Source organism: Dyadobacter jejuensis (assembly GCF_003149085.1).
GTDB lineage: Bacteria > Bacteroidota > Bacteroidia > Cytophagales > Spirosomataceae > Dyadobacter > Dyadobacter jejuensis.
The window spans coordinates 93554-108180 of sequence record NZ_QGDT01000014.1 but is presented as its reverse complement, the minus strand read 5'-3'; the positions used below and the strand labels follow the sequence as shown (position 1 = coordinate 108180).

Annotated in this window: 14 protein-coding genes; 8 read left to right on the top strand and 6 right to left on the bottom strand. The window is 46.9% G+C overall.

What is annotated here, in order from left to right; genetic code table 11:
* Window positions 1–22 precede the first annotated feature (22 nt).
* Window positions 23–2359 (top strand): alkaline phosphatase family protein, encoded by a 2337-nt coding sequence (locus CLV98_RS19975; RefSeq protein WP_229203483.1) that lies wholly within the window; start codon window positions 23–25, stop codon window positions 2357–2359.
* Between the two features lie 44 nt (window positions 2360–2403).
* On the opposite strand, the gene CLV98_RS19970 is transcribed toward CLV98_RS19975, so the two are convergent.
* Window positions 2404–2772 (bottom strand): winged helix-turn-helix transcriptional regulator, encoded by a 369-nt coding sequence (locus CLV98_RS19970; RefSeq protein WP_109677292.1) that lies wholly within the window; start codon window positions 2770–2772, stop codon window positions 2404–2406.
* A 183-nt stretch (window positions 2773–2955) separates the two neighbouring features.
* Here CLV98_RS19970 and CLV98_RS19965 point away from each other — a divergent pair, with 183 nt between their 5' ends.
* Together CLV98_RS19965 and CLV98_RS19960 are read left to right on the top strand one after the other, a co-directional pair.
* The gene (locus CLV98_RS19965; RefSeq protein WP_109677290.1) at window positions 2956–3354 is read left to right on the top strand and encodes a nuclear transport factor 2 family protein; all 399 of its coding nucleotides are present in this window, start codon (window positions 2956–2958) and stop codon (window positions 3352–3354) included.
* A gap of 11 nt (window positions 3355–3365) precedes the next feature.
* A complete protein-coding gene (locus CLV98_RS19960; RefSeq protein WP_229203482.1) occupies window positions 3366–4262 on the top strand; it encodes an oxidoreductase in 897 nt (298 codons plus the stop codon).
* 14 nt (window positions 4263–4276) lie between these two features.
* Here the strand turns inward: CLV98_RS19960 and CLV98_RS19955 are convergent, their stop codons facing one another.
* From CLV98_RS19955 to atpD, 4 genes are all read right to left on the bottom strand, one after another.
* Window positions 4277–5200, bottom strand: a complete 924-nt coding sequence (locus tag CLV98_RS19955) for a T9SS type A sorting domain-containing protein (protein ID WP_109677288.1) — start codon at window positions 5198–5200, stop codon at window positions 4277–4279.
* Between the two features lie 48 nt (window positions 5201–5248).
* The gene (locus CLV98_RS19950; protein ID WP_109677333.1) at window positions 5249–5830 is read right to left on the bottom strand and encodes a phage tail protein; all 582 of its coding nucleotides are present in this window, start codon (window positions 5828–5830) and stop codon (window positions 5249–5251) included.
* A 329-nt stretch (window positions 5831–6159) separates the two neighbouring features.
* Window positions 6160–6402, bottom strand: coding sequence for an ATP synthase F1 subunit epsilon (gene atpC / locus CLV98_RS19945; RefSeq protein ID WP_109677286.1), 243 nt, complete (start codon window positions 6400–6402; stop codon window positions 6160–6162).
* 88 nt (window positions 6403–6490) lie between these two features.
* Entirely contained in the window at window positions 6491–8008 is a 1518-nt protein-coding gene (gene atpD, locus CLV98_RS19940; protein WP_109677284.1) for a F0F1 ATP synthase subunit beta, read from the bottom strand.
* A gap of 367 nt (window positions 8009–8375) precedes the next feature.
* Here atpD and CLV98_RS19935 point away from each other — a divergent pair, with 367 nt between their 5' ends.
* From CLV98_RS19935 to CLV98_RS19915, 5 genes are all read left to right on the top strand, one after another.
* Entirely contained in the window at window positions 8376–11042 is a 2667-nt protein-coding gene (locus tag CLV98_RS19935) for a tetratricopeptide repeat protein (RefSeq protein WP_229203481.1), read from the top strand.
* A 36-nt stretch (window positions 11043–11078) separates the two neighbouring features.
* Window positions 11079–11525, top strand: coding sequence for a hypothetical protein (locus CLV98_RS19930; RefSeq protein ID WP_109677281.1), 447 nt, complete (start codon window positions 11079–11081; stop codon window positions 11523–11525).
* 55 nt (window positions 11526–11580) lie between these two features.
* Window positions 11581–12291 (top strand): ABC transporter ATP-binding protein, encoded by a 711-nt coding sequence (locus tag CLV98_RS19925; protein WP_109677279.1) that lies wholly within the window; start codon window positions 11581–11583, stop codon window positions 12289–12291.
* A gap of 187 nt (window positions 12292–12478) precedes the next feature.
* Window positions 12479–13201, top strand: coding sequence for an RluA family pseudouridine synthase (locus CLV98_RS19920; RefSeq protein ID WP_109677277.1), 723 nt, complete (start codon window positions 12479–12481; stop codon window positions 13199–13201).
* Between the two features lie 25 nt (window positions 13202–13226).
* Window positions 13227–14015 carry a hypothetical protein gene (locus CLV98_RS19915; protein ID WP_109677275.1) on the top strand — a complete coding sequence of 263 codons (789 nt, stop codon included), beginning with the start codon at window positions 13227–13229 and terminating at the stop codon, window positions 14013–14015.
* A 99-nt stretch (window positions 14016–14114) separates the two neighbouring features.
* On the opposite strand, the gene CLV98_RS19910 is transcribed toward CLV98_RS19915, so the two are convergent.
* Entirely contained in the window at window positions 14115–14627 is a 513-nt protein-coding gene (locus CLV98_RS19910; RefSeq protein WP_109677273.1) for a hypothetical protein, read from the bottom strand.

Genomic DNA, 14627 nt, shown 5'->3' with positions numbered 1-14627 from the left:
TATATCGCTAAAACTAGAACTTATGTTTACCAAAACAGCAACTTGGTTGAACCTGGTTTTGTTGATGCTGATGGGAGGCCTATGGTCTCCCATCTTGGCACAACAAGCCAAAATAAAAATGCCTGAAAGAGGGCTCTGCGCCCACCGCGGATGCATGGATAGCCATCCCGAAAACACCCTTCCCGCTTTTGAAGAAGCGATAAGGCTCGGTGCGCAGATGATCGAATTCGACATCCAACTCACCAAAGATGGCGTGATGGTGATCATGCACGACGGCACCGTCGACCGCACCACCGATGGCCATGGAGCGGTATCGGAACTGACTTTCGCACAGATCCGTACCTTAGATGCGGGCCTTAAAAAGTCCGAAGCCTTCAAAGGAACACCCGTGCCGACTTTTGAGGAGACCTTAGCCATGATGCCCGACAATGTATGGCTCAACTGCCACCTAAAGGGAGGAGAGGAGCTTGCTGCTAAGGCGGCTCGCCTCATCGCCAAGACAGGGAGGCTCCACCAAGCCTTTTTGACCTGCTCGGAAAAACAAGCCGACGCCGCCAAAAGTGCCGTCCCCTCCATACAGATCTGCAATGTAGAAGGTAGCTACCGGGCCAACACCCCAAAATACGCAGAAGAAACCATCAAGCGGAAGGCCGAATTTTTACAACTGCTACGCCCTCAACCCGGTGAAGACCGTACCCAGCCCCTTAAAGCGCTCAGAGAACAGGGAGTAAAAATCAACCATTTCTATGCCAAAACACCTGAGGAATTTAAACAATTGATAGCCGACGGAGTGGATTTTGTATTGGTCAATAATGTGTCGGACTTCCTGGCAGAGGCGGAGCATATCGGAATAAAACCCGTTGTACCCCATTTTACCAAGGCCCAGTCGCCAGGAAAACGTGTAGGACAGAAAAACAAGACCCTTATCATATTCTTCGATGGACTTCGCCCCGACTATATTACCCAGGAACAGATGCCCCATCTGTTCGCTTTTAAGCAAGGAGCATCCTATGGCCAACATCACCACAGCGTGTTCCCTACCGTTACCAGAGTGAACGCTTCGTCCTATGCCACTGGCTCTTATCCGGGCACCCATGGACTACTCGGAAACTCCGTATATTTCCCTAAAGTAAATGCCCATAAAGCCCTAGGGACTTCTTACGGCGACCTTAGCAAAATTGACGCTTCAGAATCGGGGCAGCTGCTAACTGCCGTATCCATAGGGGAAGTGCTGGAGGCGGCAGGAGAGCGCATGATGGTCTTTAGTTCAGGCTCTACAGGCCAGGCTTTTTTACAAAACCACAAGGTAGGCCGAGGCGCCATCATCAATGTAGGGATGATATTACCAGAAACTTTTAAAAGCCAAGTGGAAGCCGCTATTGGCCCGGCACCCCAAGACGGTGCCAACCCTTTTGCCAAACACCGGTGGATAACCGACGCCCTCGTGCAGTATAGTTTAAAACAAGAGGGTCCCCTGGTAAGCGCCATCTGGTACTCTGACCCCGACGGAGCGGCCCATAGCCACGGCATAGGGTCGGAGGAGGCTATAGCGTCTATTCGTGCCGTCGACGCCCAGTTCGGCCGGCTGCTCGACACCCTAACGGCTCGTGGGCTTAGAGAGCACTACAATATCCTGATATCGGCCGACCATGGCTTCGTAACCCATCAAGGCAAGAATAACTTAACCGACTTACTCATCCAAGAAGGATATAAAAAAAACAGAGAGTCGGATGATGTAGTAGTATCGGAAGGGGCTATCTATGTAAAAGGAAATGATAAGGCCATCATCAAAAAAATTGTCGCCACCTTACATCAGCAAGACTGGCTAGGGGCGGTTTTTACCAAACCCATAAAGAAAGGCAGTAACCTAGGTTGGGTGGAGGGGACTTTATCATTCGATGCGATTCATTACCACCATCCCACCCGCTCAGGAGACATACTGGTGGCACCCAATTGGACCGACGACCGCAATGAGAATGGCTATGCAGGAACCGACTTTTCGGGCGGTATTGCGGGGCATGGAGGCTCTAGCCCCTATGAGATCGACATCGCCCTACTGGCAGATGGTCCCGATTTCAAAAAAACCTTTAGCAGCACCCTACCCACTTCCAACATAGATCTGACGCCTACCATTCTCAGCCTTTATGGACTCCCTATCCCCGAAGGCATGGACGGGCGCGTAATGAGCGAGTTATTGGTTAAAGGCAGGGCAAACACGCCTCCATTCGAAACAGAAACGATACGCACCGAAGCCCGTTACCCTTGGGGCACTTATAAGCTCTCCCTGCAACAATCGGTGCTAAAACCTTATCGCTATGTCAACTTTACGAAAACCGAAAGAGTAAAGTCCGATAAATAAGTCTATGTAAATCAAGTTGTTAAAATAATTAAATAAAATAACCCCTAGTAGCTAGGTTCCACCTCATTTTCATCTAGCTTCGAGATGGACTCCGAATAAAACTCCCCCCACTTGGATATACTTTTTATGACGGGCTGGAGGCTTTTTCCTATTTCACTCAGCGAATATTCGACTTTGGGAGGTACAGTAGCATATGCTTTTCTGATGACTATTTTCTTTTCTTCCAGATGCTTCAATTCTTTCACCAACATACGGGTAGAGATATCTGGAATAAAGCGCTCCAATTCTTTGAATCGCAGGGTTCCCCTGTCTAGCAGCACATATAAAATCGCAAACTTCCATTTGCCCTCCAAGGTATTCATGGCCAAGTGAAAGGGGCACTGCGTATATTCTTCTAAAGTTTTTTGTCTCATAACCTACTGATTTACAATAATACTTACCTGATTGTTATTACTTCCCATTTGTGTAACTACTTTCAAAAGTAAAGTAAGACGCCTAGATTTACAAGAATAAAAAGGACAATCTGAGGCGATTAAAGAGGCCAGTTTCCGGCATAATCCGTGCTGCATTTAATTATCAATCTAAAAACAACGAAAATGGAATTTAAAGCAAACAAAGCGTTAGTGACCGAATTTATTGAGGCCATGAGGACCTCAAATATTGACCAGCTAAAAAGAAAGATTACGGCCGATTTTAGTTGGTGGATCATTGGCAAGCCCGAATACCTGGCTACAGCAGGAGAACACGATGCCGAATATTTTCTTGCCTTTTTCAAGAACTCGAATTTTTTTCCCGAGGGGACCGATTTTAAAGCCACTTCTATGATAGCAGAGGGAAATAGCGTGGCGGCCGAGGCAGAAATCAAAGCCAAAACCGCTATGGGAACGAGCTATGAGAATTACTACCATTTCCTATTTGTAATTGAAAATGGAAAAATAAAAAGAATGAAAGAGTATATGGATACACATCACGCCAAAGTAATATTTGGAATTTAAAATCATAGAACATGATGAATTGGACAACAAAAAATCTGAAAGATCAAACTGGAAAGACCATCCTCATTACAGGAGCGAATACAGGGCTCGGGTATGAAACCGCTTTGGAATTGGCCAAGAAAAACGCATTGGTCCTATTAGCAGGTCGAAATATCGACAAAATTAATCAAGCGATACTTAACATTAAAAGCGAGTGCCCATCGGCCAAATTAGAGGCAGGAATAGTGGATCTTACCGATTTACAATCGGTGAAGACCTTTGCAGAAAGCATTTTAGAAAAACACCACCGACTCGACGTGCTGATTAATAACGCCGGGGTCATGTTTCCTCCAGCGAGTAAAACCAAGGATGGTTTCGAACTACAATTTGGCGTCAACTTTATAGCCCATTTTGCGCTAACCGCCCTGTTATTCGAGGTTATTAGCAAGACGAAAGATAGCCGAGTTGTGACGCTAAGTAGCATTGCTCATAAAAACGGCAAAATCGATTTTGAAAATCTCAAGTTAGAAAAGCCCTATGACAAATTCAGAGAATATGGACAAAGCAAAGTGGCTGACCTGATCTTTTCAATCGAGCTACAAAGGCGTTTGAAGGGGGTCGGCTCTTCTACCATATCCGTTGGAGCACATCCTGGAATAAGCAAAACGGAACTACTTAGAACTGATAATCCAGCCATGATCCAGGAGTTTCCCCATATGAGTGCAAATCAAGGTGCTTTCTCCAGTTTGTTTGCCGCTACAGAACCCCTTGAAGGAGGCAGTTACGTGGGTCCCGATGGAGAAGGTGAAATGACAGGGTTTCCTGCATCCGCTTATATTTCAGAATACGCTAAAGACCAATGGATAGGCAAAAAGCTATGGGAGTACGCAGAAAGCGAATTAAATTTAGGCTTTTTAGCGGGCAGCTAGGATATACACCCGTCCTAATGCTTCGTAAACCGCTTGCTGATGGACTGCCCACTGATGGTTTCTAAAGTCAGTAAATAGCTTCCTGTAGGTAATGAATGCACAGGAATATGGCGCGCTACTATGGGCCTTTGTACCACCTGCCCTAACTGATTCACAATTCTGGCTGAAATCCATTCCACACCTTCTGGCAGCATTATTTCCAGAAAGTCGTGGGAAGGGTTGGGATATAAAAGCAAATCCAAGACCTTACTGGATACGGTTACAATTCGGGAAACGTCCCTGGATCCATCAATATCTATTTGCTCTAACTTATAATAGCTGGTCTGAGGCAATGCTTCCCTATCCACAAACTGATAGCTGTGGACGGTAGAGGACGTTCCTTTTCCATCGACGTAGCCAACAGAGGACCAATGGACCAAGTCATGGGATCGAAGGATATTAAATCCTGCGTTACCCCATTCTTCTGCCGTGCTCCAGCTTAGAATGACGTTACTACCACGTACTGTCGCTTTAAAGGAGATCAACCGTACGGGCAAGGGATCGGATTGGGTGCCAGTACCACCGATGGTTAGTGGAGTGACGGTGGAACAGTCACCATCGGACACCGACACCCAGCTTCCAAGTAGATTATTGGGTGGGTCCATGGTGTTGCCATCATAATAAAAAAAGGGCTGCCCACTAAAGGTCAGGAGCCATTTGCCCTCTCCGTTATCCCAATATATGGCTACGTCAATATTCGAAAGCCCTGCGACCGTCCCTATACCTTCATAAGCGGGCTTCCCATCAATCGGTGAAAACGCAGATTCGGTCAGTGATATGACGGATGAAATACAGGCCCCGCCTACTTCTATGGTTTTGGAACCTTGGGCCATCAGATCGGCATGAAAGACCGTCCATACTAATAAGAGGTATGCGAGCCTAGCGTATTGATTCTTCATATGAGTATGATCGAAAAAAAACGACAAATAAAATTAATCGATTAGAAATCAGTTGCTTGGAAAATAACCTACGACGGCGATAATAAAGTTGATGGTAGTGTAAGGTTGCATCATATTGACAGCCTCACCCTGACCCGTTGCTCCGATGGTGGCCGTAACGGCTCCCAGACTACCCGTGGCTGCCTGGTCGGTGTATTCTTTGTCCAAAGCCCCTGTATTGGCTAGCTTGGCATTGGTTGGGTTAGAGGAGTTGCCTGGTTGGTCACTTACTCCGATTTGGACCGTGCCCGTATGGGTATGATTGGGCAGTTGATGGGTGGTAAGCGTAACCGTCTCACTACCTCCTTTTTCACCTAAACGGTGCATAGTTAGGCCCGGGCCAGTTCCCTCATGCATAGGTACTCTTCCTCGTAGGTCAGGAAGGGCGAAAGTAGTTTCGCCATCGCCGCCATACTGTGTGCCTAGGATGGCATATAATGCCGTATATTGATCGATCTGAAGAAGTTGCCCATCACAAAATGCCCAGCCTGCCGGAGCAAAGTTTCCTGCAAACATTTTTATCTCTCCGATAAAGGCATCAGACTGAGCCTGAACCTTGCCATAGGCAAATAGAAAAATGAGAGAAAACATGAGGGTAGATGGTAGCCGTTTTTTCAACATATATTGAAATGGTGAAGGTTTGAAAATAGACGCTGAACAATTGTCTATGGATATACAAGTAATTCTAAAAATAGGACTATTAAAATTCAAACAATATTAAAATATTATTGTTTAAAAATGCAATTAATTCTAGAATATTTAAGCTAAATGATTTGGAATAAGGAGGTTTTCTACCCTTTCATATGGACCCTTCGAATCCTTACGCGCTGAATTTTACCCGTTAAGAATCAACCAAAAGATGGGCCATAAAAAAAGCAGAGACCTTACAGCCTCTGCTTTTTTAAAATCTATATGAATACCTACAAAACAGCCTCAGCAAGTACGAGCACCGTGTTGTTGAGCACCTCTACTACACCACCATCGATGGTGTAAGTCTGTTTGTCGGCACCGGTATCTACTACGACCGTCCCTCTACCCAAAGTACTTACGAGTGGGGCATGGCGGTTCAATACCTGAAACTGTCCTTCGGTACCCGGTAGTATCACGGAAGTTGCCTCTCCGTTATACACCTTTTTGTCGGGTGTAATGATATCTAAATGCATATCTTCTGCGGTATGTTTAACGGCCTAACCAGGAAGGGTGTGCCAGCACGAGGCCAGACGCTCCCTGAGCACCGTTGTTTATACATGATTATTTTGTCGCTTCTGCAAGCATTTTCTCTCCTTTGGCTTGGGCATCGTCGATGGTACCTACCAAGTTGAAAGCCATTTCAGGGAGGTGGTCATATTTACCATCCATGATCAGGTTAAATCCTTTGATGGTATCGTTGATATCTACCAAAGTACCTTTAAGACCTGTAAACTGCTCGGCAACAAAGAAGGGTTGCGACAAGAAACGCTCAACACGACGTGCTCTGGATACCACCAATTTATCTTCGTCGGAAAGTTCTTCCATACCCAAGATAGCGATGATATCCTGCAATTCCTTGTAACGTTGCAAAATCCCTTTTACGCGCTGAGCACAGTCGTAGTGTTCGGCACCTAGCGTCTCGGCATTCAAGATACGAGAAGCCGAATCCAATGGATCCACAGCAGGATAGATTCCTTTTTCAGATACCTTCCGGCTCAATACCGTGGTAGCATCTAAGTGAGTAAAGGTCGTTGCTGGTGCTGGATCCGTCAAGTCATCCGCGGGTACATATACAGCCTGAACAGAGGTAATAGATCCACGCTTAGTAGAAGTAATACGCTCCTGCATCTGGCCCATTTCAGTGGCCAAAGTGGGCTGGTAACCTACGGCCGAAGGCATACGACCCAAAAGGGCGGATACCTCAGAACCTGCCTGAGTAAAACGGAAAATATTATCAATAAAGAAAAGAATATCACGTCCTTGTCCTTCGCCATCTCCATCACGGAAATATTCGGCTACGGTAAGTCCTGAAAGGGCTACACGAGCACGGGCCCCAGGAGGCTCGTTCATCTGTCCGAACACAAAGGTCGCTTGTGAGTCTTTAAGGCTTTCGTAGTCTACCTTAGAGATGTCCCAACCACCTTCTTCCATGCTATGCTTGAATGCGTCACCATACTTGATGATACCCGCTTCAATCATCTCACGCATCAGGTCATTCCCTTCACGAGTACGCTCACCCACACCGGCAAATACAGAAAGACCCGCATAAGCCTTGGCAATGTTGTTGATCAACTCCTGGATCAATACGGTTTTACCTACACCGGCACCACCGAACAAACCAATTTTACCACCCTTCACGTAAGGTGCCAAAAGGTCGATTACCTTGATACCCGTAAAGAGTACCTCAGTACCCGTTGCCAAATCCTCGAACTTGGGAGCGGCACGGTGAATAGACAACCCATTATTGGTCGAGTCAATGGGAGTAAGACCGTCAATAGCCTCACCGATCACATTGAACAAACGGCCTTTGATGGCTTCGCCAGTAGGCATTTTGATAGGAGAACCCAATGGGGTAACTGTCATACCACGTTGCATCCCTTCGGTACTATCCATCGCAATGGTACGAACCCTGTCTTCACCCAAGTGCTGTTGACACTCAAGGACTACACGTTGTCCATTAGTCTTGATGACCTCCAACGCATCTAAGATTGCGGGTATACTACCTGCCTCTTCGAATGATACGTCTACAACTGGGCCAATTACCTGCGTAATCTTTCCTTTGTTTGTCGCGTTTGCCATTATATATTTATGAATATTTTCAATGAGGTTATTTTCAGACCGCAAAAGTAGGAGATAATTTGTTCAGTACCAATAGTGTCGACCACGAAATATTGGATATTTTCGAGAAAAACCGCCGTTTTCGCTCTATTTCTTTTACCTAACCCAATTTTTTTTACCAAATTCTTCATTCCTCTGTATTTTACTCTTCATGCCTTATCGGTTATAAACGGGGCTTCTGCTACCCCTCTGCCCCCTAAACTAGGCGGGCTGCAGACCCGAAATTCGAATCGGGAGGGTAAAATGTAGATAATTCTACAGAAACTTTTCAGAATTGTATATTTGTCGGCCTGCTGGTCCGTTTAGCATAGGCAATATCTAACAGACAATGATGAAAGACCTTTTCTTTTGGAAATTTTGGTCGGCATCCGAACGCCGACTCACCGTTACCATCTTTATTTTGGCTGGCCTGGCCCTGGTATTTCTGGCATGGAAAAGCCTAGACCCCTTGAGCAACAGCATCCAATGGAATGTATTGAGTGAGCTGAGCGAAACATCGGCCGTACTGGATCTGCTACGTCTGGAAAGTTGGCAATATGGGGTGTCGGTCCCCACCCAGCTGATTGCCGAGCAGTTTGTTGCATCCGTCATGGAGCCTGACCAATCAGCCATCTATATTTTTATCGTTTTGGCCCTCTCAGGACTATCCTTCCTCTTGGGGGCCATTACTACCTTACCAAGGTTTTGGTATTTGGCCGCCATGCTCGCCTTTATAGCCTTGTTGGCGGGCGTCCGACTCGAGATGCTCTATGCTTTTGGCACTGGGAGCAGAGCCCTATTCCTGCTTACCCTAATGCTTTATACCGGCATCAGCTATTATTTCCACGCCTTCCGTCCCGACGTCGGTATTGCCCTGCGCATAGGAGCCATGCTCCTGATATCCTTCACCTTAGCTCTCCTGGTAGCCTTCACCAGCCCACTGCCCTCAGTAGCCTTTACCTTCGTCAGCTATTCCATGCCCTTATGGCTTCTGCTCAGCATGGTATTTATGGTCATGATCTCTACGGAACTTATGGCCGCCATGGTGTGGGTGAGCACGGCTGGAGGCAGCAATGGCAGAAAAGGCCTCCCCAACTTCCTGGTTATCTCCCTACTTTATTTGGCTTATCTACTGCTCTTTTACCTGAAAAACACCAAACAAATAGACTGGAATCTTACCCTGATACACCCCGGGTACCTCCTCATATTGGCCGCTATTACGGGGATATGGGGCTTCAACCGCCGTGCCCAAGCTACCCAAGGGGTGTTGGCGTTTAGGCCCTTAGGATTTTGGCTTTATATGGGCCTTTTGCTCATAGCCTTCTCATTTGTAGGGCTCCTGTTTGGGATGGCCAACGACCCGGTCTTGGAGGCCCTCGAGGACCTGTCGGTGCAGGGTCCTTTGGCTATGAGCCTGGTCTTTCTGTTGTATATTTTATTGAATTTCCATGCCCTGTTTCGTCAGGGATTGGCAGTATACAAAGTACTGTATAAACCCATGCGCTTTGGATTAACCCAAACGCGCCTCTTCGGCTTCGTAGGGGTGGTCATCTTATTTTCAATGCAGCGCCTCCTTCCCTTTCACCAGTCTATTGCCGGCTATTTCAATGGCCTCGGCGACCTATATAGCTATAACCAAGAGTATACCCTCGCCGAACAATACTACCAACTGGCCTTACAGGAGGAATTTCAAAACCACAAATCCAACTATGGCTTAGCATCTTTGGCCCTTAAGCAGGGCGACAAGAATGCCGCCGCCTATTACTTCCGGCAAGCGTTACTGAAAAAACCCTCCCCACAAGCTTATGTAGGTCTTTCGACGGTATTGATCTCCGAAAATTTATTTTTCGACGCCCTTTATAGCCTCCAAGAAGGGGTAGCCGTATTTCCAGAAAATGGGGAGATACTCAATAACCTCGGCATGCTCTATGCCAAAACCAACGTGGCCGACTCAGCTTATTATTTTTTAGAAAAAGCTCAATCAAAAACCTCAAAACCTGAAATTCCAGCCTCCAACTTACTATATATATTGGGTAAAAATGGAGAAGCCAACCTGCTGGATTCGTTGAAGTCGAGCGGACCGTCCTATGCCTCCCTGGCGTATCAGGCCAACTGGCTCGCCTTACAGAATCTCCGCCAGCGCTTCGAGCGGCAAAGCTTCCTGCCCTCGGCCATCCCCGCCGACTCTCTGCTCAGTGCCGAAGGCTTCGCCTATTTGGTCAACTACGCCCAAAACCAAGCCAAGTACGACACCATGCCCCTACATACCTACCCCAAGCTAGGCCTTTTAAACCCGCTCCTAGCCCAAGATCTGCATTTTGCGGCCCTGTATCCTGACTTTTATTCGGGCCAAAAGCTTCGGGCCTTAGAGACCCTCCGCTCGTGGTCGGAGGAGGACGGCGAAGCCACGCCACTTTATAAAAAGGTATATGGCCACTGGTTGCTTCAACTGGGCCTCTATGAACAAGCTATAGAGGAACTATCGGTGATAGAAGGCCCAGAGGGCGCCCTAGGGGTTGCCATTGGTCAGGGATTGCTAGGAAACCCGGTGGTGGCAGGCATACTCCTAGACGAACTCCAACAAAAGCAGCCTCAGGCCGCGCTTACACCGCTCAAAGAGGCTTTGGTGGAGGGGAATATCAGGATCCAGAGCCGTACCGACTCCCTGCTGAAGGTAGCCATTAAGCAACCATCGGCGCATCATTTCGATCGGGCGCTACAATCCAACCCTTTCGAAGAGGAGGTAGTAGCTCAGGCAGCCAGCTGGTTCCGACAGCAGAAGCAAACGAAAAAGGCCTACCAAATCGTGATAGACGCTTTGAAGTTCAATACGTATGCCCCAAAAATTTGGGCGCAATATGCATTTTTAAGCCTCGACCATGGCTTGTTAGCCCAGGCAGAAGAGGCAGAAGCCAAAGTAAGGCAGTTTGCAGAACCCACCGTATATCAGCCGTTTGCCGTACGCTATCAGGCCCAGCGTGCTCTTATCGAAAAACAAAGAGCCGAATTTTATTAAATCCGTATTTTAGCCTTTGAAAGATATAAGAACCCTATGGAGGTAACCTGGAAGACCAATTTATGGAAACAAGAATATCGCCTTTTTAGGGGAAAACTGATCGTGGGTTTACTTAAAAAGAAGGTTTGGTCCAATGAAGCCTATGGAGAGTTTAACGGTGCGCTCCTACGTTTTAAGCCCAAGGGACTTTGGAAAACCGACACCCTGATACGGGATATAGAAAATCAAAGAACCCTAGGCCAGATCCACTATCAAGCCCTTAAGGGCTCCGCAGTTATCGAATACGAACAACAAGAATACCTATGGAAATTTGATAATTGGAAGAAAAATAGCTGGTCGGTAGGCAACGATACGGAGTCGGCTCGCTTTAACTTAAACGTTTGGAAGTCGGAAGGGCATATAGAGATAGACTATCTGCCTGCTGCCGTAGTACTGGCGGGGCTCTATACCCAAAGCTATTATAGTACCATTTTGGCCACATAAAAAAATCGGGTTCACCACCAGCAATCCCCTATAGAACATACCAAGAGATATCCCTATGAAAATTATAGAAACTACTGAAATAGCCAAGCGTTATGTAATGGGCAGCGAAGTCATTCAAGCCCTCAAGTCGGTAACGATCAACGTTAACAAAGGGGAGTACATGGCCTTTATGGGTCCTTCTGGTTCGGGAAAATCGACCCTGATGAACATCATTGGTTGCCTGGATACGCCTTCGAGTGGGCGTTATATATTGAATAACAAGGATGTAAGCGACATGACAGAAGGAGAGCTCGCCGAAATTCGCAACAAAGAAATCGGCTTCGTATTCCAGACATTCAACCTCTTACCCCGAATGTCGTCGTTGGACAATGTAGCCCTACCGCTAATCTATGCCGGCCTCAGCAAGGCCGATCGTACCGAGAAGGCGATGATCTCCCTAAAAAACGTAGGCCTAGAGAACAGAGCTGGCCACCGCCCCAACGAACTTTCAGGGGGGCAACGCCAAAGGGTAGCCATAGCCCGGGCTCTCGTGAACGACCCGAGTATCTTGCTCGCCGATGAGCCCACCGGTAACCTGGACACCAAGACCTCCTACGAAATTATGGACCTTTTTGACCAGCTTTACAGCAAGGGAAATACCATTGTAATGGTGACCCACGAAGAGGATATCGCCCATTACGCCCACCGTATCGTACGCCTCCGCGACGGCCTGGTCGAGAGCGATACCGTTAACCCCAATCCTACCAAGGTAGGACACCTCATATAACCCTTAGGGGTGGTGACTGGCACGCTTCCAAAATTTAAACCCTTGTAAAAAGCTAAAAGAAACCTTAGCTGGGATTATCTTTGTACACGGAAACGTTTTTACCATAACGAAAAAACACAAGGAAGCCTCCGAATCAATTGCCCCTTATCCGGTAATTTTTTCGGACTTTTTGTATCAATTCAGAATAATGAAAATAAAATTCGAAGACCTTATATTATTTGAGAACGAGGATTTTTTGCTCGTCAATAAGCCCCCCCACTTGGCCACCCTCGACGAGCGAACCGCCGACAGGGGAGGTAGCCTGCTTCGCCTGGCCAAGGAATACAATTCCGAACTACAAGCGGCCCACCGCCTCGACAAAGAGACCTCTGGAGTACTGGCTTTTGCCAAAAATCCGGCCGCTTATAGGCACCTTGCCATGCAGTTCGAACACCGCCAGGTAACCAAACGCTACCATGCCGTAGTAGGTGGTATCCACGATTTGGACAGTATATCGGTGTATTTACCCATACTACCCCTCAAAAATGGCACGGTAGTAAAAATAGATAAGCTGGAAGGAAAGGTGGCTGAGACGATCTTTAATACCCTTAAGGTATACCGAGGGTATTCGCTGATAGAGTGTATTCCGATAACCGGTAGAATGCACCAAATACGCATCCACCTGTCCTGCCTCAAGGCTCCCATCGTGTGCGACCCGCAGTATGGGGGAGAACCCATCTATTTATCTTCCCTCAAAAAAAAGTTTAACCTCAAAAAAGATACCGAGGAGCAACCCCTTATTCAGCGGGTGGCCCTACACGCCCATGCCTTGAGTTTTGCCCTGATGAATGGAGAGCCTATCCGGGTAGAAGCGCCGTACCCTAAAGATTTTGAAGTACTTGTCAAACAATTGAATAAATTTGGAATTTAGTTACCATCCATTTATTTAAATTCAAATGAAAACACTTTTAGGCCTCTTCTTTTTCCTACTTACTGTTGTAGGAACAGCCTTCGGACAAGCCACCCGTAAATTCGACGTCCTGCACTTGCTGGACCAATCCACCCTAGAAGTGAAGATCATTGAAATCGATGCCAGTACGGTGAAGTACAAGAAAAGTAGTGACTTAAACGGCCCCTTGTTTACCATTCAGAAGTCTGAAATAGGCTCTATCGTCTATGGCAATGGGGAAACCGAAGTCCTCAACCAGCCAGCACTCATTCAGGAATATTATAAGCCGGGCACGCAGCCGGGCACGCAACCGGGCTCGCAGCAAAGGACAGCAAGCTCGGTGGAGCAACCCATAAAACCAGCCCCGGCTCCCAAAAATGAGTTTGAGGCGAAGGTTATAGAGTCCTCAACCGATCGGCTGCAGACCTTTTATAAGTACTATAAAAAGGAATCGAAGAAGGGCCTAAGGAAGGCAATTATTGGTATTTCGGTAGGGACTGTGGCCAGCGCTGTTGGAACGGCCCTGCTGATCGACGCCGAAGACAACACATCCGGATATTACAGTAATTCCAACGTCGAACAGGCCCAAGTAGGAGCCCTTATGATGATCGGTGGGTTGGCTACTGGTGCCATCTTTGGCATCACAGGCTTCGTAAAAGCCGCCAAAAACAACAATAAGGCTGGCCGTGTTAAGAAAGAACTGACCCGTCGCAACGTACCCCTGCAAGTACGGCTGATCCCCAGCTTTAATCCGCACCTACATACCGGTAACCTGGCGTTGATAGCCCGGTTTTAGGCCTGCTCCACAGAAAAGCGCATTAACAACGACTCCTTATAAAAATCGCGAGCCGGTCCTAGGACCGGCTCGCGATTTTTATGCTATTCTAAGTGCGGCTTAGAACTTAAAGGATAGACCAACTTTGGCAGGAATCATATTTGAACCACCTGCCAACTCTAAGAATGCTCCCATAGTAGGTTTGAAGTAATATCTTGCTCCTGCAAACGCTCCTATTACAACATTGGTACCGTTGTAATATTCATTCCCATCGATGTTAAGACCCAAGGCAGGTCCGGCATATAGGTCCAGATTATCCATAGGTAAAAAATGCTTACCATAATGATAGGACCCCCTTGCGGCAATGGGCAGGGCTACATAATTTTTAGAACCAAAATTTAAATAACCATAGTTATAAAACTTTATATCAGCTTGTGCACCTACACTAATGAAATCATGGATTCCAAATTCAACAGATCCTCCAACAGCAAATCCGCTACCGTAAAACCCATATCCTCCTCCACCAATTCCTACATTCACTATTTTATCTCCTTTTTCAAATTGTGCCAATGCCTTATTAGACGTTAAGCCTAGAATGGTGGCGACCATTAACATCAATAAAAAATTTTTCAT

Coding starts and splice junctions, on each gene's coding strand:
- CLV98_RS19975 (WP_229203483.1), top strand. CDS start 23: ATGTTTACCAAAACAGCAACTTGGTTGAACCTGGTTTTGTTGATGCTG.
- CLV98_RS19970 (WP_109677292.1), bottom strand. CDS start 2,772: ATGAGACAAAAAACTTTAGAAGAATATACGCAGTGCCCCTTTCACTTG.
- CLV98_RS19965 (WP_109677290.1), top strand. CDS start 2,956: ATGGAATTTAAAGCAAACAAAGCGTTAGTGACCGAATTTATTGAGGCC.
- CLV98_RS19960 (WP_229203482.1), top strand. CDS start 3,366: ATGATGAATTGGACAACAAAAAATCTGAAAGATCAAACTGGAAAGACC.
- CLV98_RS19955 (WP_109677288.1), bottom strand. CDS start 5,200: ATGAAGAATCAATACGCTAGGCTCGCATACCTCTTATTAGTATGGACG.
- CLV98_RS19950 (WP_109677333.1), bottom strand. CDS start 5,830: ATGTTTTCTCTCATTTTTCTATTTGCCTATGGCAAGGTTCAGGCTCAG.
- atpC (WP_109677286.1), bottom strand. CDS start 6,402: ATGCATTTAGATATCATTACACCCGACAAAAAGGTGTATAACGGAGAG.
- atpD (WP_109677284.1), bottom strand. CDS start 8,008: ATGGCAAACGCGACAAACAAAGGAAAGATTACGCAGGTAATTGGCCCA.
- CLV98_RS19935 (WP_229203481.1), top strand. CDS start 8,376: ATGATGAAAGACCTTTTCTTTTGGAAATTTTGGTCGGCATCCGAACGC.
- CLV98_RS19930 (WP_109677281.1), top strand. CDS start 11,079: ATGGAGGTAACCTGGAAGACCAATTTATGGAAACAAGAATATCGCCTT.
- CLV98_RS19925 (WP_109677279.1), top strand. CDS start 11,581: ATGAAAATTATAGAAACTACTGAAATAGCCAAGCGTTATGTAATGGGC.
- CLV98_RS19920 (WP_109677277.1), top strand. CDS start 12,479: ATGAAAATAAAATTCGAAGACCTTATATTATTTGAGAACGAGGATTTT.
- CLV98_RS19915 (WP_109677275.1), top strand. CDS start 13,227: ATGAAAACACTTTTAGGCCTCTTCTTTTTCCTACTTACTGTTGTAGGA.
- CLV98_RS19910 (WP_109677273.1), bottom strand. CDS start 14,627: ATGAAAAATTTTTTATTGATGTTAATGGTCGCCACCATTCTAGGCTTA.